The 19,883-nt window shown below is 73.6% G+C and carries 18 protein-coding genes; 11 read left to right on the forward strand and 7 right to left on the reverse strand.

Going from position 1 to position 19,883, the window contains the following annotated elements:
- Positions 1-103 precede the first annotated feature (103 nt).
- From ABT247_RS02180 to ABT247_RS02200, 5 genes are all read left to right on the forward strand, one after another.
- Positions 104-1,030, forward strand: a complete 927-nt coding sequence (locus tag ABT247_RS02180; RefSeq protein ID WP_350736557.1) for an ABC transporter permease — start codon at positions 104-106, stop codon at positions 1,028-1,030.
- Between the two features lie 76 nt (positions 1,031-1,106).
- Entirely contained in the window at positions 1,107-2,021 is a 915-nt protein-coding gene (locus ABT247_RS02185; RefSeq protein ID WP_350736726.1) for an ABC transporter permease, read from the forward strand.
- A gap of 16 nt (positions 2,022-2,037) precedes the next feature.
- A complete protein-coding gene (locus tag ABT247_RS02190; protein ID WP_350736560.1) occupies positions 2,038-3,090 on the forward strand; it encodes an ABC transporter ATP-binding protein in 1,053 nt (350 codons plus the stop codon).
- Positions 3,080-4,207, forward strand: coding sequence for an ABC transporter ATP-binding protein (locus tag ABT247_RS02195; RefSeq protein WP_350736563.1), 1,128 nt, complete (start codon positions 3,080-3,082; stop codon positions 4,205-4,207). Before ABT247_RS02190 ends, ABT247_RS02195 begins: the two co-directional genes overlap by 11 nt.
- 180 nt (positions 4,208-4,387) lie before the next feature.
- Positions 4,388-5,437: an ABC transporter ATP-binding protein gene (locus ABT247_RS02200; protein WP_350736566.1), complete on the forward strand. Its 1,050-nt coding sequence runs from the start codon at positions 4,388-4,390 to the stop codon at positions 5,435-5,437.
- 25 nt (positions 5,438-5,462) lie between these two features.
- Here ABT247_RS02200 and ABT247_RS02205 read toward each other — a convergent pair whose 3' ends face one another.
- The 5 genes from ABT247_RS02205 to ABT247_RS02225 all read right to left on the reverse strand — a co-directional run bounded on the left by ABT247_RS02205 (position 5,463) and on the right by ABT247_RS02225 (position 11,584).
- The gene (locus tag ABT247_RS02205) at positions 5,463-7,181 is read right to left on the reverse strand and encodes an ABC transporter family substrate-binding protein (protein ID WP_350736569.1); all 1,719 of its coding nucleotides are present in this window, start codon (positions 7,179-7,181) and stop codon (positions 5,463-5,465) included.
- A gap of 134 nt (positions 7,182-7,315) precedes the next feature.
- Positions 7,316-9,685 carry a peptidoglycan binding domain-containing protein gene (locus ABT247_RS02210; RefSeq protein WP_350736572.1) on the reverse strand — a complete coding sequence of 790 codons (2,370 nt, stop codon included), beginning with the start codon at positions 9,683-9,685 and terminating at the stop codon, positions 7,316-7,318.
- A 237-nt stretch (positions 9,686-9,922) separates the two neighbouring features.
- Complete coding sequence (locus ABT247_RS02215) at positions 9,923-10,378, reverse strand: DUF6113 family protein (RefSeq protein WP_350736574.1); 456 nt, start codon at positions 10,376-10,378, stop codon at positions 9,923-9,925.
- Positions 10,375-11,358, reverse strand: a complete 984-nt coding sequence (gene mshB / locus ABT247_RS02220; protein WP_350736577.1) for an N-acetyl-1-D-myo-inositol-2-amino-2-deoxy-alpha-D-glucopyranoside deacetylase — start codon at positions 11,356-11,358, stop codon at positions 10,375-10,377. The genes ABT247_RS02215 and mshB overlap by 4 nt, the downstream gene beginning before the upstream one ends.
- Positions 11,359-11,389: 31 nt before the next feature.
- The gene (locus tag ABT247_RS02225) at positions 11,390-11,584 is read right to left on the reverse strand and encodes a DUF2304 family protein (protein ID WP_030062563.1); all 195 of its coding nucleotides are present in this window, start codon (positions 11,582-11,584) and stop codon (positions 11,390-11,392) included.
- A 310-nt stretch (positions 11,585-11,894) separates the two neighbouring features.
- Here ABT247_RS02225 and ABT247_RS02230 point away from each other — a divergent pair, with 310 nt between their 5' ends.
- From ABT247_RS02230 to ABT247_RS02250, 5 genes are all read left to right on the forward strand, one after another.
- A complete protein-coding gene (locus ABT247_RS02230; RefSeq protein WP_350736579.1) occupies positions 11,895-14,096 on the forward strand; it encodes a S9 family peptidase in 2,202 nt (733 codons plus the stop codon).
- Positions 14,097-14,276: 180 nt separating this feature from the next.
- Positions 14,277-15,242, forward strand: a complete 966-nt coding sequence (locus ABT247_RS02235) for an ABC transporter ATP-binding protein (RefSeq protein ID WP_350736581.1) — start codon at positions 14,277-14,279, stop codon at positions 15,240-15,242.
- Entirely contained in the window at positions 15,239-15,961 is a 723-nt protein-coding gene (locus ABT247_RS02240; protein WP_350736583.1) for an ABC transporter permease, read from the forward strand. Before ABT247_RS02235 ends, ABT247_RS02240 begins: the two co-directional genes overlap by 4 nt.
- Before the next feature lie 8 nt (positions 15,962-15,969).
- Positions 15,970-17,235: a sensor histidine kinase gene (locus ABT247_RS02245; protein ID WP_350736586.1), complete on the forward strand. Its 1,266-nt coding sequence runs from the start codon at positions 15,970-15,972 to the stop codon at positions 17,233-17,235.
- Positions 17,236-17,304: 69 nt separating this feature from the next.
- Positions 17,305-17,655, forward strand: a complete 351-nt coding sequence (locus ABT247_RS02250; RefSeq protein WP_350736588.1) for a hypothetical protein — start codon at positions 17,305-17,307, stop codon at positions 17,653-17,655.
- 68 nt (positions 17,656-17,723) lie between these two features.
- Here the strand turns inward: ABT247_RS02250 and ABT247_RS02255 are convergent, their stop codons facing one another.
- On the reverse strand, positions 17,724-18,230 hold the full coding sequence (locus ABT247_RS02255; protein WP_350736590.1) for a GNAT family N-acetyltransferase: 507 nt from the start codon (positions 18,228-18,230) through the stop codon (positions 17,724-17,726).
- An 81-nt stretch (positions 18,231-18,311) separates the two neighbouring features.
- Here ABT247_RS02255 and ABT247_RS02260 point away from each other — a divergent pair, with 81 nt between their 5' ends.
- On the forward strand, positions 18,312-18,941 hold the full coding sequence (locus ABT247_RS02260) for a response regulator (protein ID WP_350736593.1): 630 nt from the start codon (positions 18,312-18,314) through the stop codon (positions 18,939-18,941).
- A gap of 4 nt (positions 18,942-18,945) precedes the next feature.
- Here ABT247_RS02260 and ABT247_RS02265 read toward each other — a convergent pair whose 3' ends face one another.
- On the reverse strand, positions 18,946-19,854 hold the full coding sequence (locus tag ABT247_RS02265) for a transglutaminase family protein (protein WP_392894336.1): 909 nt from the start codon (positions 19,852-19,854) through the stop codon (positions 18,946-18,948).
- Positions 19,855-19,883: the final 29 nt, after the last annotated feature.

Raw genomic sequence — 19,883 nt, forward strand, 5'->3', positions numbered from 1 at the left:
GAAGAGCAATGCAACAGTTCACCTGCGTGTCCGTCAAGCAGCAGCTGAAGTGCGCCGGTTCGCGCCGCGACGACTGGCCGGGAACCCTAGGAAGGAGGCCCGGATGGGCAGTTACGTGCTGCGGCGGGTGCTGCAGATGATCCCGGTGTTCTTCGGCACCACGCTGCTGATCTTCCTGATGGTCTACACCCTGCCGGGCGACCCGGTGGTCGCGCTGTTCGGCGAGAAGGCCGCCGACCCGGCCGTGGTGGCCAGCATCAAGCACAAGTACTTCCTGGACCAGCCGGTCTGGAAGCAGTACCTGCACTACATGGGGAACCTCTTCCAGGGCGACTTCGGGACCAGCTTCACCGGCCGGCCGGTCTCCGACATCATGGCCGACGCCTTCCCGGTGACCATCCGGCTGGCGCTGCTGGCCTTCGTCTTCGAGATGGTCCTGGGCCTCATCCTCGGAGTGCTCTCCGGCCTGCGGCGCGGCAGCATCCAGGACACCCTGGTGCTGGTGCTGACCCTGGTGGTGATCTCGATCCCGGTCTTCGTGCTGGCGTACATCGCGCAGACCATCTTCGCGACCAACCTCGGCTGGGTCACCCCGACCGTGCAGGACAGCTACGACCTCTCCCAACTCGTGCTCCCCGCCGTGGTGCTGGGCTCGCTCTCGCTCGCCTACGTGGCCCGGCTCACCCGGACCTCGATCGGCGAGAACCTGCGGGCCGACTACATGCGCACGGCCGTCGCCAAGGGGCTGCCCCGGCGCCGGATCGTCGTCCGCCACCTGCTGCGCAACTCGCTGATCCCGGTGGTCACCTTCCTCGGCACCGACCTCGGCGCGCTGATGGGCGGCGCGATCGTCACCGAGGGCATCTTCAACGTGCAGGGCATCGGCAACGTCCTGTACCGGGCGATCAACACGAAGGAAGGCCCCACCGTGGTCGGCATCGTGACCGTCCTGGTGATCGTCTACCTGGTCGCCAGCCTGCTCGTCGACCTGCTCTACGCGGTCCTGGACCCGAGGATCCGCTATGCCTGACATCCACGACGAGGACTCGTACCAGCCGCACCCGAAGCCGGGCATCTCCCATCTGGACTACGCCGGGGAACAGGGCATGGCGGTCGAGCAGGAGACCCTGATCGAGCGGGACCCCGGGAAGCGGGAGGAGGCCCGCAGCCTCTGGGGCGACGCCTGGCGGGACCTGCGCCGGCGGCCGATCTTCCTGATCTCCGCGGTGCTGATCCTGCTGCTGGTCGTCATGGCGATCTTCCCCTGGGCCTTCACCGACGCCGACCCGCGCAAGGCGGACCTGGTGAACAACTACCTCCGGCGGCCCGACTGGGGCGACGTCTTCGGGGCCGGCTGGTTCGGCTACGACGCCCAGGGCCGTTCCATCTACGCCCGGGTGATCTACGGCGCCCGGGCCTCGATCACCGTCGGCATCTTCGTGACCGCCGCGGTCACCCTGCTGGGCGGACTGACCGGCATGGTCGCCGGGTACTTCGGCGGCGCCGTGGACGCGGTGATCTCCCGGATCACCGACATCTTCTTCGGCATCCCGCTGCTGCTCGGCGCGCTGGTCCTGCTGAACGCCTTCACGACCCGCACCGTGTGGAGCGTGGTCATCGCCCTGGCCGTGCTGGGCTGGACCCAGATCGCCCGCGTGATGCGCGGCGCGGTGCTGACCGTCAAGCAGTCCGACTTCGTGGTGGCCGGCCGGGCGCTCGGCGCCGGGACGGGGCGGCTGATGTTCCGCCACATCCTGCCGAACGCGGTCGCCCCGGTGATCGTGGTCGCGACCATCGCGCTGGGCGGCTACATCGCCACCGAGGCGACGCTGAGCTTCCTCGGCATCGGACTGCAGGACCCGACCATCTCCTGGGGCATCGACATCTCCTCCGCCCAGAAGGTGATCCGCACGGCGCCGTACGTGCTGTTCTTCCCGGCCGCGGCGCTCTCCGTCACCGTGCTGGCCTTCATCATGCTGGGCGACGCGGTGCGCGACGCCCTCGACCCGAAGCTTCGCTGAGCGAGGGGAGCGCATCGTGAGCACAGCTGTCGACAGCACCAGGCCCGAGCGGGAGGCACCGTTCGACGGGCCGCTGCTCGACGTGCGGGACCTGCACGTCGAGTTCGTCACCCGGGACGGCGTGGCCAAGGCCGTCAACGGGGTCAACTACTCCGTCTCGGCCGGCGAGACCCTCGCCGTGCTCGGCGAGTCCGGGTCCGGCAAGTCCGTGACGGCGCAGGCGATCATGGGCATCCTGGACATGCCGCCGGCCCGGATCCCGCGCGGCGAGATCCGCTTCCGCGGCCAGGACATGCTGACGATGGCCAAGGACGAGCGGCGCAGGATCCGCGGCCAGCGGATCGCGATGATCTTCCAGGACGCGCTGTCCGCCCTCAACCCGGTGCTCAGCGTGGGCTACCAGCTCGGTGAGATGTTCCGGGTGCACCACAAGGTCTCCCGGTCCGAGGCCCGGGAGAAGGCCGTCGAGCTGATGGACCGGGTGCGCATCCCGGCGGCCAAGCAGCGGGTGAACGACTTCCCGCACCAGTTCTCCGGCGGCATGCGCCAGCGCATCATGATCGCGATGGCGCTGGCCCTGGAGCCCGACCTGATCATCGCCGACGAGCCGACCACCGCGCTGGACGTGACGGTGCAGGCCCAGGTGATGGACCTGCTGGCCGAACTCCAGGCGGAGTTCCACATGGGTCTGATCCTGATCACCCACGACCTCGGCGTGGTCGCCGACGTCGCGGACAAGATCGCCGTGATGTACGCGGGCCGGATCGTCGAGACCGCCCCGGTGCACGAGCTGTACGCGCGCCCCGCGCACCCGTACACCAGGGGCCTGCTGGACTCCATCCCGCGGCTGGACCAGAAGGGCCAGGAGCTCTACGCCATCAAGGGCCTGCCGCCCAACCTGCTGCGGATCCCCCCGGGCTGCGCCTTCAACCCGCGCTGCCCCCGTGCGCGGGACGTCTGCCGGACCGAGGTACCGGAGCTGTTCCAGGTCACCGAGGAGGACGGCACGCCGCTGGAGGGGCGCCGCAGCGCCTGCTTCTTCTGGAAGGAGACCCTCCATGACCGTTGACGGGGCAGGTGCCACCGTGGCCGGCGCGCCGGGGGCGGTGGTGCCGGAGGAGGCGGTGTTCGAGCGGGAGGTGCCGCGCGGCGAGCCGATCCTCGAGGTCCGGGACCTGGTCAAGCACTTCCCGCTCACCGAGGGGCTGCTGTTCAAGCGGCAGGTCGGCGCCGTCAAGGCGGTGGACGGGGTCAGCTTCGACCTGATGCAGGGCGAGACGCTGGGCATCGTCGGCGAGTCCGGCTGCGGGAAGTCCACGCTGGCCAAGGTGCTGATGAACCTGGAGCCGGCCACCGGCGGCTCGGTCCGGTACAAGGGGGAGGAGATCTCCCGGCTGTCCGGGGCCGGGCTGAAGGCCGTCCGGCGCAACATCCAGATGGTGTTCCAGGACCCGTACACCTCGCTCAACCCGCGCATGACGGTCGGCGACATCATCGGGGAGCCGTTCGAGATCCACCCCGAGGTGGCGCCCAAGGGCGACCGCCGCAAGGCCGTCCAGGACCTCCTGGACGTGGTCGGGCTCAACCCCGAGTACATCAACCGGTACCCGCACCAGTTCTCCGGCGGGCAGCGCCAGCGCATCGGCATCGCACGGGGGTTGGCGCTCAAGCCGGAGATCATCATCTGCGACGAGCCGGTCTCGGCCCTGGACGTGTCGGTGCAGGCACAGGTGATCAACCTGCTGGAGCAGCTGCAGGGCGAGTTCAACCTGTCGTACATGTTCATCGCGCACGACCTGTCCATCGTCCGGCACATCTCCGACCGGGTGGGGGTGATGTACCTGGGGAAGGTGGTCGAGATCGGCACCGACACGGAGATCTACGACCACGCGACCCACCCGTACACCCAGGCGCTGCTGTCCGCGGTGCCGGTGCCGGACCCGACCGCGCGGGAGTCGCGGGACCGGATCGTGCTCACCGGGGACGTGCCCTCGCCGGCCAACCCGCCGTCCGGCTGCCGCTTCCGCACCCGCTGCTGGAAGGCGGAGGACCGCTGCGCGGTCGAGGTCCCGCTGCTCGCCCCGCCGAGCTGGCTGGAGGGCGCGGCGCACCACGACTCCGCCTGCCACTTCGCGGCGGAGCGGGGGACGGGGCCGGGCCCGGAACGCGGGGAGATGGCGGGGTAGTGCGGCGGCCGGCTCCGCCGTGGGCCGGGGCGCGTCCTCCGGGCGAGGGCGCGCCCCGCGGCGCGTCGACGGCCGTGATGCAACCGAGATCTGCCGCGCTCTCCCCAAGTGCACTCCGGTCATTGATAGTTGCTAGACGCCTGTCGATGGTCGCTGCTGCGCCGAGGGAGGACTGCTCACATGGACGCGGTGGAGGTGATCGGCGGCGGCCGGCCCGGCCTGGTGCCCGGGACCCCGTTGCTGGAGGTCGAGGACCTGCACGTCGAGTTCCACACCCGGGACGGCGTGGCCAGGGCCGTCAACGGGGTCAGCTACTCGGTGGCGGCGGGGGAGACGCTGGCGGTGCTGGGCGAGTCCGGCTCCGGCAAGTCGGTGACTGCCCAGGCGGTCATGGGCATCCTGGACATGCCGCCCGGCAGGATCACCTCGGGGCGGATCCTGTTCCGCGGCGAGGACCTGCTGACCATGAACCCCGGGGACCGGCGGGCCGTCCGGGGCCAGCGGATCGCGATGATCTTCCAGGACGCGCTGTCCGCCCTCAACCCGGTGCTCAGCGTGGGCTACCAGCTCGGTGAGATGTTCCGGGTCCACCAGGGGCTCACCCGCAAGGAGGCCCGGGAGAAGGCCGTCGAGCTGATGGAGCGGGTGCGCATCCCCGCCGCCCGGCAGCGGGTCGGCGACTTCCCGCACCAGTTCTCCGGCGGCATGCGCCAGCGCATCATGATCGCGATGGCGCTGGCCCTGGAGCCGGACCTGATCATCGCCGACGAGCCCACCACCGCCCTGGACGTCACCGTCCAGGCCCAGGTGATGGACCTGCTCGCGGACCTCCAGGCCGAGTTCAACATGGGCCTGATCCTGATCACCCACGACCTCGGCGTGGTCGCCGACGTGGCCGACCGGATCGCCGTGATGTACGCGGGCCGGATCGTCGAGACCGCCCCGGCGCACGAGCTGTACGCCCGGCCGGCCCACCCGTACACCAAGGGCCTGCTGGACTCCATTCCCCGGCTCGACCAGAAGGGCCAGAACCTCCACGCCATCAAGGGCCTGCCGCCGAGCCTGCTGCGGATCCCCGCGGGCTGCGCCTTCAACCCGCGCTGCGACCGGGTGCGCGACCGCTGCCGGGAGGAACTCCCGCGCCTGCTGCCGGTGCTGGACGAGGACGGCGCGGAACTGCCGGGCCGGCGCAGCGCCTGCCACTACTGGCGGGAGACGCTGCACGGCTGAGCGCCGGCCGCTCCGACCGGCGGGCTCACCTGGTGAAGCCGACGTTCTCCCAGACGATGTCGGACAGGCCCTCGGCGCCGATGTTGGCGAGGTCGGCGCGGGCGCCGTACAGCTGCGGGCGCTGGTAGAGCGGCAGCACGCCGGCGACCTTCCAGAGCTCGCCGTCGGCCTGGTTGACGGCCTCGGAGGCGGTGGCGGCGTCGGTCGCGGCGGCGGCCCGGTCGAGCGCGGCGTCCGCCGCGGCGCTGCCGGCGCCGACGTGGTTGGCACCGCCGTTCTGGGCGAAGCCGGCCCGGCTGCCGCTGGCCGGGAACGGGGTGCCGAGCAGGGCGTAGACGGTCAGGTCGAAGTCCGCGCGGTCGACGTACCTGTCGAAGAACTCGTTGGCGGCGGCGGTCACCGTGGTGACCTCGATGCCGACGTCCTTGAGCATCCTGGTGACGGCGACGGCCTCGCCCTGGGCCACCGGGACCCCGGCCGGCACGACCATCCGCAGGCTCAGCTCGCGGCCGTCCTTCCTCCGCACGCCGCCGTCGAGCTTCCAGCCGGCCGAGTCCAGCTTGCGGGCGGCCTCGGCCGGGTCGAAGCGGGACAGGCCGAGGGAGTTGTCGCGGTAGCCGTTCTGGTTCGCGACCAGCAGGTGGTTGTTGAGCGGGACGGCGGGCCAGTCCAGTCCGCTGAGGTCGGAGCGGATCAGGGCGTCCCGGTTGATCGCCTGGAACACGGCCTGGCGCACCGTCGGGTCGGCGAGCGCGGGGGTGCGGGCGTTCAGGGTGATCTGCCGGAAGTCCGGGCCGCCGGCCCGGCGGACGGCGGCTCCCTTGGTGGCCTTGATGGCCCGGTAGCCGGCCGGGTCCGGGCCGTTGTCGAAGAGGTCGAGCTCGCCCTTGGCGAAGGCGGGGCCCATCGCGGCGGGTGCCATGGCATGGAAGACGATCCGGTCCAGGAGGGGCTTGTCGCCCCACCAGGCGGGGTCGGCGACCAGGGTGACGGTCTGCGCGGCCGGGTCGAGGCGCTCGACCTTGAACGGGCCGGCGGTGAGCGGGATCGCGTCCAGGTAGGCCGAGTCGAACAGCTCCGGGGTGGCGACCTTGGCGGCCGGCAGCAGCGGGGCGTTGGCGGCGCTGTTGAACATCGACTGCCACTCGGAGAACGGCTGGTCGAAGGTCATCACGGCCTGGAAGTCGTCCTTGCCGCGCTCGACCGAGGCGACCAGCTCGAAGCCGGTGCTGCTGGAGGGCCGGAAGGCCGGGTTCCGGCCGTTCAGGGCCCGCCAGTTCGCCTCGATGTCCCGCCAGGTGATCGGGGTGCCGTCGGACCAGTGGGCCTTCGGGTTGAGCGTCCATGTGACCACCTGCCGGCCGTCCCTGACCTCGGCGTGCGCCTCCTGCAGGTAGGCCGGGTTGGCCGTCTGGGTGCCGGCCGCGTCCGAGCGGAAGAAGGTCGGCAGCAGCGGCTTGGTGACGTCGATGGTCGAGGACTCGCTGCCGTCGGCGTGGATCGGCGACCACTGGTGCGAGAACTGGGTGATCGCCAGGTTGAGGGTGCCGCCCTGGCGCAGCTGGGCGCGGTCGTGCGGGTTGACGTCGATCGAGGTGAGCTTGGGCATCCCGGTGGCGCCCGGCAGCGCGTCCGCGGCGTCGCCGCCCTGTGCGGAGGAGCAGGAGCAGAGCGCGAGCGAGAGGGTCAGCACGGTGAGACCGGCGAGCAGTGCCGTCCGGTGGTGCTGGCGGCGGCGACCCATCGGTGTGACTCCCGGGATGGCTGTGACGGAGGGTGTGGCGTCACATCTTGCTGACCGGGAGGGGAGTTGTCGAGGGGCGGAACCGCTCGCCGGCACCGCGGCAGCGGGTCCGCCCCTCGTTCGTGTCCGGTCCGTCAGGCGGCGGTGAACTTGAAGGTGCGGTCCTTGTCACCGGTCTTGTCGAACAGCGACCCGACGGCGTCCGCGACGTCCTGCGGGGTGACCGTGGCGGTCTGGCCGTTCTTCTTGACCTTCACCTTGTCGAACACGCCGCCCAGCTGGGTGCTCAGCGCGTCGAGGTCCCACTTGGGCACGATCTTGCCGGAGGCGTCCGGGACCAGCGTGAGCGCCTTGGCGGCGGTCAGCTTGCCGAAGCTCCAGGACTTGGTGCCGGCCACGACGGTGATCTTGCCGCTGACGATCTGCTTGCCGAGGCCGTCGGCGGCGGCCTGCAGGGCCTGGGTGGAGACCTTGGGCTGGGCGGCCGTGACGGACAGGGCGATCGGCTGGTCCGGCTTGCCGGCGGCGCGGTCGCGGTAGGCCTGCTCCACCACGTCCAGGGCGGCGTTGGAGTCCACCGCCTGGCCGGCCTTGCCGGGCACCACGACCGGGTCGCCGTTGTCGCCGAACTTGACGTAGCCCTCCTGCAGGCCCTGGCCCGAGCCGGTCGCCAGCGAGTCCAGCGCCGCCTTGAGCTTGGCCCGGTCGACCCGGACCTCCGGGGCGACCGCCTTGGTGCCGCCCTCGAGCGACTTGATGACGTCCACCGGGTTGTAGCTGTGGGCGGCGAGGCCGTCCACGGTGGCCGTGGTGTCGAAGCTCAGCCCGGCGACGGTCGGGTCGAGGTCGACGCTCTGGTCGCCGATCTTCAGCTTGAGCGGCTGCTGCCCGGCCTTGCCGACCGACTCGTCCAGGGCGTGGATCGCCTGGTCGCGGCCGTTGCCGCCGATGTCGGTGCCGAGCACCACGGTGCCCTTGGGGACGTCCGACTGGTTGAGCATCAGGCCGGTGCCGTACGCGGCGGCACCGAGGAAGAGCACGGCGCCGACCGCGTAGACGCCGAGCTTGACGAGCTTCTTGGCGCCGCCGCCCGAGGACTTGGCCTTGCCCTTGCCCTTGCCCTTGCCCTTGGCGGGAGCGGCCGGTTCGGCCTTGGCCGCCGGGGCCGGGCCGGGCTGCCCGGCGGGACCGGGCGGGACCGCACCGGCGGGGCCGGACGGCGCGGGCCGGGTGGCGTCGGGGCCCGGCAGCGGGGTGACCTCGGTGGCCTCCGGGTCGCGGCCGGCCGGCCGCGAGCCGCCGGGGCCGGACTGCGGCGTGCCCGGGAACAGCCCGCCGGGGGCGGGCGCCGAGCCGAACGGGTCCTGGCCGACGGCGGCCGGGCGCTGGGTCGCGAACGGGTCGGTGCCGGTCGGGGCCGAGGCGAACAGGCCCGGCTGCGAACGGCTGTCGGCGCCGCGCGGGGCGCCGTTGCGGGGAGCGCCGGGTATGGCGGTCGGCGGCGGGGTGTTCTCGCGGATCGGCGCGAAGCCGTCCACGGAGGTGTCCTCCGGGCCGGGCTCGGCGGCGGCCGGGCCGGCCGGACGGCCGTTCAGCCCCGGGGCGCCCTGCGGGCCCTGGGGCCGCTGCCGGTTGGGCAGGGGGGCGTTCGGCTGCTGGTCCTGCGGCCGGGTGCCCTGCTGCCGGGTGCCCTGCTGCGGGGTGCGGCCACCGCGCGAGCCGCGCGCGGCGGCGTCGGGGCCGGCCGTGGCGAACGGGTCGGCGGCCGGCGCGAAGGGGTCGGCGGCCTCGTAGACGCCGGGTTCCTCGACCGGAGCCTCGGCGCCGAACGGCGCGGCGGGCGCGGCGGCCCGGTGCGGGGCCGCACCCTGGGCGGGCACCGGACGGCCGTTCGGGGCGCCCGCGGCCGGGCGGGCGCCGTTCGGGGCGCCCTGCGGACGGGCCCCGGCGGGCGCGCCGGGCGCCGCCACGGCCTCCGGCGCGCCCGGAGCGCCGGCCGGCACGGTGGCCGGGGCGGGCTCGGCGGCCGGGGCCTTCTTCTGCCGCGGCCGGAACCACGCGCCGGTGGACTCGGACTCGGAGGTCGCCGGCGGGATCGGCGGGACCTGCCACTCCGGCGGCAGGTCGGGCGGGGTGGCCGGACGGCCGCCGCCCTCCATCACCCCGAGGACGGGCGAGGCGGTGGCGGAGCGGTGCCGCGGGCCGCCGGGCTCGGCGGCCGGACCCTGGTCGCCCGGACCGTCCTCGTTCTTGACGGTGCTGCGGACGACGACCGGCGGGATCGGGCGCGACCCGGGGATGTTGATCCGGACCCGGGTGGTCAGGGTGGTCTCGGTCTTCGGACCGTCGTCCTCGCCGCCCGCCGCGGCGCCCTGGTCGGCACCGGCCGCAGCCCGGTCGCCGCCGGGGCCCGGGGTGCCGTAGGGCGGCGTGCCCGACGGGTAGGCGTCCGGACCCGTACGCCGGGGCGTCGGGTTGGCGTTGTCAGATTCGCGGCTGCTCAATGCTGCTCTGCTCCGGGTTCGCGGGCGGCCGTGCGGCGCGACCGCGGTTCGTGGTCGCCGGGCCTGGGGCAAACGGCGGTCGGGTTCGCGTACTGCGGGACCACCATACTGGGAAGAACTGAGCGGTGAACGGCTTCGGACAGATCCTGATACGTCCGGTTCCTCCGGTATGAGAGTACGGCCGTGTGGTCCTGACTGCGCGTCGTGCGCGGGGCCGTAGGCCGCTCGCGGGCCGGATCAGCGCGGCGGGTTGGGCGCACCCGGGAACCAGCTGCCCCGGGTGGGGAGGGTGGCGCAGATCACGCCCAGCACCGAGCCGGCGAACAGCCAGGCCAGCGAGGTGGCGTTGGACCAGAGCACGTTGTCGCCCTCCGGTCGGGGCACCATCATCAGCAGCATCGCCAGGAACCAGCCGGCCGCGGGCATCGCGGCGCCGAGCCGGGTGCCGGTGATCCGCAGGCCGGCGTAGAAGGTCGCCACGCTCGCGGCGAGCGCCAGCAGAACCCCCACCGGCGGCCACAGGGCCTGCACAAAGGATCCGCAGACCGACACCGCGATGCCCAGCAGGAAGAACAGGACATACACCGCGATCCGGACCAGGCGCGGGGGTTGGGGCTCGGCCAGGCGCTCCTTCTGGGTGCCGAGGACGGTCGCCGCGAGCGAGCGGCGCTGGGGGGCGGTGGGCGCGGTCATCGGGCGCTCTCCTCGGGGACGGCGGTCGCGGTGCGGCCGTGGTCGGGGGCGGCCTGCTGCCGGGCGTCCGCGGCAGGGTCGTCCAGGCCCGCGAACAGGTCGCGCTCGGGGCGCTCCGGGCCGGCCTGGCCGCGCACCAGCTGGTAGTACTCGGTGGCGACCAGCGGCTGGCCGAGGTCGTTGGAGAGCGCGAAGAAGGCGCCGTCCACGGTGATCTGGGTGGCGTGGGCGGCCATCGCGGCGGCCTTCCGCCCGGCGTACGCGGTGCCGTCCAGCACGGTGGTGACCACCTCGTCGGGCACCACGCCGGGGACGTCGGCCGGTCGGGCGACACCCGGGAAGGGCGCCTCGGCGGCGGTCTCGGCGAGGCCGGCCTCGATCACCGAGCGGGGCATCCGGTTCCAGTACACCTTGGCGATCCGCCAGGCGGCGCCCAGCTCCGGGCGGTGCGCCGGATCGGCGGCGAGCTCGTACGCGCGCATCGCGACCCGGTGCGCCTGGATGTGGTCCGGGTGCCCGTAGCCGCCGTTCTCGTCGTAGGTGACCAGCACCTGCGGCCGCACCTCGCGGATCACCGCGACCAGGTGGTCGGCGGCCTCGTCCACGTCCGCCCGCCAGAAGCAGCCGGGGGCGTCGTTGTCGGGCACGCCCATCATCCCCGAGTCGCGGTAGCGCCCCGGGCCGCCGAGGAAGCGGACGTCGGTGACGCCGAGGGCGCGCATCGCCTCGGCCAACTCCCCGATCCGGTAGGCGCCGAGGGCGTCGCCGCCGTCCTGCGGCCGGGGGTACTCCCGCCCGGCCGCGGTCGGGCGGGCGGGATCGCGGGGGATCACCTCGCCGCCCTCGCCGAGGGTGCAGGTCACCAGCGTCACCCGGGCGCCCTCGGCCGCGTACCGGGCCATGGTGGCACCGTTGCCGATCGACTCGTCGTCGGGATGGGCGTGGACCAGCAGGAGGCTGCGGCCGGTAGTCGCGGTCATGGGAGGAAGCCTAACCACCGGCCCGCGGCGGTCAGAGCTTCAGGCCGTTGATCATTCCGGCGAGGTTGCTGGTGACCTGGCTGATCGACGGGGCGATCGAGCTGGAGGCCAGGTAGAAGCCGAGCAGCGCGCAGACGATGGCGTGCGCCAGCTTCAGGCCGGAGCGGCGGATCAGCACCACCACGATCACCAGCATCAGCACGGCTGCGGAGATGTTCATGGCCATGTCGGCTCATACCCCTTCTCGGGCGCCGACCCCTGGGGAGGGCGGCGGTGGGACCGTACGGGAATCGGGGCCGGGTGACCGGGGTCGGGACGGGCCCGACGATCACTCGCCCGACCAGTCATACCCGATGGGTAAGGGGAGCATTACATTCAGTGAGTCCTCGCGCGCCGGGGCATCGGGGCACTCCCGGGGCGCACGGGCCGGTCGGAGGCGGTGTGGCGGCCGTCCGGGCGTACTCGGGGGCGATGCTCCGAACGAGTGATCACCCGTCACCCGGCCGCGGGAGTCCGCCGTCGTAGGGTCTGGTGCCATGACCTCCCACACCCCTGCGGACACCTTCCCGCGGCAGTACGCGCGGACCCTGCGCTACACCGTCGGCGCGCCCCGCTCCTTCTCCGTCGCACCGGACGGCTCGCGGGTCGTCTTCCTCCGCTCGCGCTCGGGCCACGACCGGGCCAACCTGCTCTGGACCCTCGACACCGCCACCGGCGAGGAGCGGATCGCCGCCGATCCGGCCGCGCTGCTCGGCGGGGGCGAGGAGGACCTGTCGCCGGCCGAGAGGGCCCGCCGCGAGCGCAGCCGCGAGGGCTCGGCCGGCATCGTCGGCTACGCCCTGGACGGGGACGGCGGGCTCGCCGCCTTCGCCCTGTCCGGCCGGCTCTTCACCGCCGACCTGACCACCGGCGCCACCGCCGAACTCCCCGCCCGCGGACCGCTGCTGGACCCGCGGCCCTCCCCGGACGGCACCCACGTCGCCTACGCCAACACCGCCGGCGAGCTGCGGCTGACCCGCACCGACGGCAGCGGCGACCGGGCGCTCGCCGAGCCGGACGGCCCGAACGTCACCTGGGGGCAGGCCGAGTTCATCGCCCAGGAGGAGATGGGCCGCGACCGCGGCTTCTGGTGGTCCCCGCAGAGCGACCGGCTGCTGGTCGAGCGCGCCGACGACAGCCCGGTGCGCCGCTGGTGGATCGCCGACCCGGCCAACCCGGACCGCGAACCCGCCGAGGTCGCCTACCCGGCGGCCGGCACCGCCAACGCCGAGGTCGGCCTCTGGGTGCTCGACCTGCAGGGCGGGCGCACCGAGGTGACCTGGGACCGCGAGGCCTTCCCGTACCTGGCCCGGGTGCACTGGTCCGAAGGCGGCGTGCCGCTGCTGCTGGTGCAGTCCCGCGACCAGCGCGCGCAGCGGATCCTCGGCCTGGACGCGGCCACCGGCGCCACCGAGGTGCTGGTGGAGGAGCACGACGAGACCTGGCTGGAGGCCTTCCCCGGCGTGCCGGCCTGGACCCCGGACGGCAAGCTGGTCCGGATCTCCGACATCGCGGAGGTGGGCGGAGCCGCCCAGCAGGACGGCGGCGGGCGACGGGAGGGCGGGGCGCGGGCGCTGGTCATCGGCGACCAGGCCGTCACCGGGCCCGACCTGCACGTCCGGTCGGTCGTCGCGGTCACCGCGGAGGAGGTGTTCTTCAGCGCCTCCGGCGGCGCCGCCGAGACCGACCCCGAGCCCGGCTGGATCGCCGTCGGCCGGATCAGCCACGACGGCAAGCGGCTGGCCTGGGAGTCCTCCAACGGCCGTCCCTTCACCTCCGTCACCAGCGCGGTGCACGCGGGCGGGATCACCGTGCGGGCCACCGCCGAGGCGGACCTGCCGGGCTCGCTGGTGCAGGTCGCCCGCGACCTTCCGGAGGGCGTGGTGGTCGACGACGTCGCCGTCATCGCCTCGTACGCCGAGACCCCGGTGATCACCGCCCGCCCGGTCTTCCGCTTCGCCGGCGAGCGCCGCATCCCCGCCGCCGTCTTCCTGCCCACCGGTTACGACCGGGAGCGCGACGGCCTGCTGCCCGTCCTGATGGACCCGTACGGCGGCCCGCACGGCCAGCGCGTCGTCCAGGCCCACAACGCGCACCTCAACTCGCAGTGGTTCGCCGACCAGGGCTTCGCCGTGGTCGTCGCCGACGGCCGCGGCACCCCCGGGCGGGGACCGGCCTGGGAGAAGTCGATCGCCTTCGACTTCGCCGGGGCCACCCTGGACGACCAGGTCGACGCGCTGCGGGCGCTCGCCGCGGAGTTCCCGCTCGACCTCGACCGGGTCGCCATCCGCGGCTGGTCGTACGGCGGTTACCTGGCCGCGCTCGCCGTGCTGCGCCGCCCCGACGTGTTCCACGCGGCGGTGGCCGGGGCACCGGTGACCGACTGGGAGCTGTACGACACCCACTACACCGAGCGCTACCTGGGCCACCCGGCCGAGCGGCCCGAGGTGTACGCGGCGAACTCGCTGACCGGCTACGCGGCCGGGCTGGAGCGCCCGCTGATGATCATCCACGGCCTCGCCGACGACAACGTGGTGGCCGCCCACACCCTGCGGCTCTCCTCGGCCCTGCTGGCGGCCGGGCGCCCGCACACCGTGCTGCCGCTGTCCGGCGTCACCCACATGACGCCGCAGGAGGAGGTCGCGGAGAACCTGCTGCTGGTCCAGGTCGACTTCGTGAAGCGGGCACTGGCCCGGTAGCGCCTCCCGGTCCGGTTCCTCCGGCGGCCGGTGCCCTGACACGGGTACCGGCCGCCGGCATGACATCCGTCATACCGAAGCCACGACGGCCGGCACTGCCGCCGCCGCCCGCCCGCGCGGGACCCTGAGGTGGTGCGGACAGCCCCGCACACGACACCATCGGGTGAGAGGAGCCGGGCGATGGTTACCGAGGTGGCCGCCTTCCGCGGCGTCGGCAAGAGCTACGGGCGGGTGCGCGCCGTGGACGGACTCGACCTCGTGCTGCGGCCGGGCGAGACCGTCGCGCTGCTCGGCCCGAACGGTGCCGGGAAGTCCACCAGCCTGGACCTGCTGCTCGGCCTGCGCGAGCCCGACCAGGGCAGCGTGACCTTGTTCGGCGGCACCCCGCGGGCGGCGATCGCCGCCGGGCGGGTCGGCGCGATGCTGCAGAGCGGCGGGCTGATGAGCGACGTCAAGGTCCGCGAGCTGGTCGAGCTCGCCTGCAAGGTGCACCCGAGCGGTCGGTCGGTCACGGGGGTGCTGACCGACGCCGGGATCACCGAGATCGCCGACCGCCGGGTCGACAAGCTGTCCGGCGGCCAGGAGCAGCGGGTCCGCTTCGCCCTCGCGATCGCGGGCGACAGCGACCTGATCGTGCTCGACGAGCCCACCACCGGCATGGACGTCAGTGTCCGGCAGGCGTTCTGGGCGAGCATGCGGGCGCAGGCCGACGCGGGGCGCACGGTGCTGTTCGCCACCCACTACCTGGAGGAGGCCGACTCGATCGCCGACCGCGTCCTGGTGCTGCACCGGGGCCGGCTGATCGCCGACGGCAGCTCCGCCGAGATCAAGGCGCGGGCCGGCGCCCGCCGGATCGCCTTCGAACTCCACGACGCCGACCTCGCCGCGGCCGCCGCGCCGTTCGACGAGACGGTGCTGCGCTCCCTGCCGGGCGTGCAGTCGCTGGACGTCACCGCCCGCGTCCCCGGCGTGCGGACGGTGCGGATCCGGACCGCGGACGCCGACGCGAGCGTGGCCGGGCTCTACCGGGCGGGCCTGTACCCGCGCGGGCTGGAGGTCACCGGCCTGGGCCTGGAGCAGGCCTTCCTGACCATCACCGGCGAACTGGACCGCGAGGCCGACGCCGCGAAGGAGAGCGTGCGATGACCACCCTGATCAAGCTGGAGATCCTGCGGACCCTCCGCAACCGGCGCTACCTGTTCTTCACGGTGCTCTACCCGGCGCTGATGTACGTCTTCTTCATCAACGCCTACGGCTCCACCAGCCAGGCCGGCGGCCTGCCGGTGAAGACCTACTTCATGGTCTCGATGGCCACCTTCGGCGCGGTCGGCGCGGTGCTGACCGGCAGCGCCCAGCGGATCTCCCTGGAGCGCAAGAGCGGCTGGGTGCGCCAGCTGCGGCTGACCGCGCTGCCCGGCCGGGCGTACACGGTCGGCAAGATCGCGGCGACCGCGGTGACCACGCTGCCGGCGATCCTGGTGGTCTTCGCGGTCGGCGCGAGCCAGGGCGTCTCGCTGAGCGTGCCGCAGTGGCTCGGGCTGGTGGCCGCGCTCTGGCTGGGCAGCTTCGTCTTCGCCGCGCTCGGGGTGGCGCTCGGCTACGCGGCGGCGCCGGACGCGGTGCAGCCGATCGTGATGATCACCTACATGGCGATGGCGCTGCTCGGCGGGACGTGGTTCCCGGTGAGCGGCTCGATGGAGAGGTTCGCCCGCTTCAACCCCGTGTACCTGTACAACAAGCTGGCCACCTTCACCCAGCCCGGGCACTCCCTGGACATGGTCGCGGTCGCCGGGCTGGCGGCCTTCCTCGCGGTGTTCGTCACCGCCGCCGCGGCCCTGTACCACCGTGACACCCGCCAGGCATGATGATCCACATGAGTGACGCGCGCCGGACCCACCGACCCGACGGACCGCCGGGGGAGGGGACGGCGCGCGCGTCGTTCATGAACGTCCCCGGATCCCCGGTGGAGACCAGGCGGCAGCTGCTGGTCAAGGTCGCCTGGATGCTGCTGTGGATGATCTACCTGGCGTACCCGGCGAGCGACCTGGTCAACGGCGGACACGGCCCGGCCGGGAAGGCGTTCGGCTGGGTCTGCCTGGCGGTCTTCGTGGTCGGCTACGTGCTGCTGGTGTTCTTCCGCTCCCAGGCGCGGATGAAGCCGCGGGCCTGCCAGGTGATCGTCGGGGCGATGATCATCCTCGCGGTGGGCTCCTCCTTCGCGCTCGGCGGCGCGTTCCTGACCATGTTCATCTACGCCTCGGTCTGCCTCGCGGTGATCATCCCGCTGAAGCACGCGATGCGGGCACTGGTCGGCATGGCCGTGCTCACCGCCGCGACCGGCGTGCTGGTCCACGCCGGGAGCGACAACGTCACCACCTTCGCGTTCAGCGCCTTCCTCTCCGGTGTCGCGATGACCGGCCTGCAGCGGCTGGTCGCCACCATGAACGAGCTGCGCGAGGCCCGGGCCGCCGTCGCCCACCTGGCCGCCTCCGAGGAGCGGCTGCGGCTCGCCCGCGACCTGCACGACCTGCTGGGGCACTCGCTGTCGCTGATCACCCTGAAGAGCGAGCTCGCCGGGCGGTTCATGGACGCCGGCAAGGACGAGGCGGCGCGGGCGCAGGTCGCCGACATCGAGCAGGTCGCCCGGCAGTCGCTGATCGACGTCCGGGAGGCCGTCACCGGCTTCCGCCGGCCGACCCTGCCGGTCGAGCTGGCCGCCGCCCGTACCGCGCTGTCCGCCGCGCAGGTCCGGCTGGAGGCCGCGCCGGACCTGGCGGACGCCTGGCCGTCGCTGGCCAACGAGGAGGCGGGCGCGCTGGCCTGGGCGCTGCGCGAGGCCGTCACCAACATCGTCCGGCACGGCGAGGGCGCCACCGTCTGCACGGTGACCGCGGACGAGAGTTGGGCGGCCGACGGCGAGCGGTACGCCGTCCTGGAGATCGCCGACGACGGCCCCGGGCCGGGCAAGTCCCAGCCGGGCAACGGCCTGTCCGGGCTGGAGGAGCGGCTGGCGCTGGTCGGCGGCCGGCTGGAGACCGGGCCGGGCGAGCGCGGCAGGGGCTTCCGGCTGCGCGCGTCGGTGCCGCTGCGGCCGACGGCCGCGCCCTCCGGGGCCGCCGCGCCGGGGAAGGCCCGGTAGGGGCCGGCGCTCCCGGGGCGGCGAGGGCCCGCGCGGAACCCGGCGGCGGTGCCGATCGTCTCTTCGGGCATGTCCACCGTTCTGATCATCGGCTTCGACCCGCACGCCGTACCCGGCATGGACGGCGACGGCATGCGGGCCGTCCTCGACGCCGAACTCGCCCGCTTCGCCGAGCACGGCATCGACGCGGCGATGACCCTGGTCGCCCCCGACGAGACCGCCGGGACGACCATCACCGCCGCGCTCGCCGGCCGGGGCTGGGACGTCGTCGTCATCGGCGGCGGCATCCGCAAGCCGGAGCCGGCGCTGCCCTTCTTCGAACTCGTCGTCAACCTGGTCCGCCGGCACGCCCCGCAGGCCGCCATCGCCTTCAACACCAGCGGCGCCGACAGCGTCGAGGCCGCCCAGCGCTGGCTGTGACACTCCTCGTGGAGTAGGAAGTCGGCCCGGCCGGCTTCCTGCTCCGCCTTGGTCTGCTCCGCCTTGGTCTACTCCGCCTCGGCGGGACGCAGGTCGGCCAGGCTGCGGCGGTACGAGAGGGCGGGGCGGCCGTCGAGGAGAAACTGCCCGGTGACCGTGAAGCCGGTGCGGGTGAGCACGGCTCGGGAGGCCGGGTTGTCGAGCGTGGTGGCGGCGGTCAGGGACCTCAGGCCGTAGCCGTGGGCGGCGAGCCGGCAGACCTGGGCGACGGCCGCCCCGGCGACGCCCCGGCCGGCCGCGGACTCCGCGACGCGGTAGCCCAGTTCGGCGCTGCCGTCCACGAGGTCCATCAGGTTGACGCGGCCGATCAGGGCGCCGTCCGCGTCGAGGACGACGTGGAACCGGCAGACGCCCGCCGCCTGTTCGGAGAGCAGCGCGGCGATGCGGGCCGGGAACTCGGCGAAGTAGGCGTCGCCCCGGTCGGGGACGGTGCGGGCGAAGTACGCACGGTTGGTGAGCTCGAAGGCGAGCAGGGCGTCGGTGTGGTCGGGTCGCAGGAGCTCCAGGGTCGGCATCGGGCCAGTCTGCTGCACCGGGGCCCCGGTGAACCACCGGTGGCTCAACTGCGTTCGGCGCCAGGCCCTAAGGTCGTGGCCATGGGTAACACAGAGAACAGCCCTTCGGTCCGCGTGCTGCTCGCCGAGGACCAGGGCATGGTCCGCGAGGCGCTGGCCGCGCTGCTCGGGCTGGAGGGGGACATCGACGTCGTCGCGCAGGTGGGCCGCGGGGACGAGGTGGTGGCGGCGGTGCTGGCGAACGACGTGCAGGTCGCCGTGCTGGACATCGAGATGCCGGGGATGACGGGCATCGAGGCGGCCGCCGAGCTGCGCCGCCGGGCGCCGTCGACGAAGGTGGTGATCGCGACGACCTTCGGCCGCCCCGGCTACCTGCGCCGGGCGATGGAGTCCGGCGCGGACGCCTTCCTGGTGAAGGACGCGCCCGCCTCCGAGCTCGCCGAGGCGATCCGCCGGGTGCTGCGCGGCGAGCGGGTGATCGACCCGGCGCTGGCGGCGGCCGCGCTGGCCGAGGGCGCCAATCCGCTCACCCCGCGCGAGCGGGACGTGCTGGGCGCGGCCGCCGACGGCGCGGTGAACGCGGAGATCGCCAGGCGGCTGCACCTCTCGGAGGGGACGGTCCGCAACTACCTGTCGATGGCGATCCAGAAGACCGAGGCCCGCAACCGCACCGAGGCGGTCCGGATCGCCCGCGAGAAGGGCTGGCTCTGACGGTTCAGTTGAGCCGGTGCCGGGCCGCCCGGGCCTCCTGCCGGACCTTGGCGGCGGCATCCGGGTCGAAGGTGTCCAGGATCTGCGCGTAGGCGTCCATCTCCGCCGATCCGCCGAGGAAGTCTCCCGTGCGCACCAGGAGTTCGGCCCGCTCCAGGCGCAGCTGGGCGGGGTGCCGGGGGAGCAGCAGGGCGAGTTCGGTGGCCCACAGCTGGGTGCGGGCGTGCTCGGGCCGGTCGGCGGCCCAGACCCGGATGTTGCCGAGCACCCGCAGCACGATGTCCAGCGGCTGGGCGGGGGTGAGCAGGGCGGGGCTGAACTCGTGCCCCGCTGCGGCGACCAGTTGCTCGACGTCGACCGGGTCGAGCAGCCGGCCGCCGTGGAAGGGGTCGGCGAGCACGTACTCCTCGCCGCCCGCCGGGCCGCCGACCGCGACGACGAAGTGACCGGGCAGCGCCACGCCGTGGACGGTGAGGCCGGCCCGCCGGCCGACGGCCATCCACACCAGCGACAGCATGATCGGCAGTCCGCGCCGGCGCCGCAGGACCTCGGGCAGCAGCGAGGACTCCAGCCGCCGGTAGTCGGACTGCCGCCCGTGGAACCGCTCCCGGCCGCCGAGGACGGCGGCGAGCAGGGCGGCGGTCTCCTCCGGCCCGGCGGGTGAGCGTTCGGCCACCGCGAGCCGTACGGCGGCCGCGTGCCGGTCCAGGGCGGCCTCGCAGGCGGCGAGCAGGGCGTCCACCCCGGGCGGCTCGGCGAGGTCGCCCGGGTCGAGGAGCGGCTGGTGTTCGGCGGCGGCGAGCAGGCAGAGCAGCACCGGGTCGGGCTGCTCGGCGCGGGCGGCACTCCGGAAGCGGTCTCTGCTCTGCTCGGTCACGGTGACGACGGCGGCCTTCGTGCGACGGACGGACAAGCGGACAAACGTGGGCGTACGGGTCGGTC

Origin of the sequence: Kitasatospora sp. NPDC001539 (genome assembly GCF_040298565.1) — a bacterium.
Lineage (GTDB): Bacteria > Actinomycetota > Actinomycetes > Streptomycetales > Streptomycetaceae > Kitasatospora.

Bases quoted from the DNA above. Each gene is read 5' to 3' on its own strand.
- ABT247_RS02250 (WP_350736588.1), top strand. From the start codon at position 17,305: ATGTCCACCGTTCTGATCATCGGCTTCGACCCGCACGCCGTACCCGGC.
- ABT247_RS02260 (WP_350736593.1), top strand. From the start codon at position 18,312: ATGGGTAACACAGAGAACAGCCCTTCGGTCCGCGTGCTGCTCGCCGAG.
- ABT247_RS02195 (WP_350736563.1), top strand. From the start codon at position 3,080: ATGACCGTTGACGGGGCAGGTGCCACCGTGGCCGGCGCGCCGGGGGCG.
- ABT247_RS02205 (WP_350736569.1), bottom strand. From the start codon at position 7,181: ATGGGTCGCCGCCGCCAGCACCACCGGACGGCACTGCTCGCCGGTCTC.
- ABT247_RS02185 (WP_350736726.1), top strand. From the start codon at position 1,107: ATGGCGGTCGAGCAGGAGACCCTGATCGAGCGGGACCCCGGGAAGCGG.
- ABT247_RS02230 (WP_350736579.1), top strand. From the start codon at position 11,895: ATGACCTCCCACACCCCTGCGGACACCTTCCCGCGGCAGTACGCGCGG.
- ABT247_RS02215 (WP_350736574.1), bottom strand. From the start codon at position 10,378: ATGACCGCGCCCACCGCCCCCCAGCGCCGCTCGCTCGCGGCGACCGTC.
- ABT247_RS02200 (WP_350736566.1), top strand. From the start codon at position 4,388: ATGGACGCGGTGGAGGTGATCGGCGGCGGCCGGCCCGGCCTGGTGCCC.
- ABT247_RS02255 (WP_350736590.1), bottom strand. From the start codon at position 18,230: ATGCCGACCCTGGAGCTCCTGCGACCCGACCACACCGACGCCCTGCTC.
- ABT247_RS02225 (WP_030062563.1), bottom strand. From the start codon at position 11,584: ATGGCCATGAACATCTCCGCAGCCGTGCTGATGCTGGTGATCGTGGTG.
- ABT247_RS02245 (WP_350736586.1), top strand. From the start codon at position 15,970: ATGAGTGACGCGCGCCGGACCCACCGACCCGACGGACCGCCGGGGGAG.
- mshB (WP_350736577.1), bottom strand. From the start codon at position 11,358: ATGACCGCGACTACCGGCCGCAGCCTCCTGCTGGTCCACGCCCATCCC.
- ABT247_RS02180 (WP_350736557.1), top strand. From the start codon at position 104: ATGGGCAGTTACGTGCTGCGGCGGGTGCTGCAGATGATCCCGGTGTTC.
- ABT247_RS02240 (WP_350736583.1), top strand. From the start codon at position 15,239: ATGACCACCCTGATCAAGCTGGAGATCCTGCGGACCCTCCGCAACCGG.
- ABT247_RS02235 (WP_350736581.1), top strand. From the start codon at position 14,277: ATGGTTACCGAGGTGGCCGCCTTCCGCGGCGTCGGCAAGAGCTACGGG.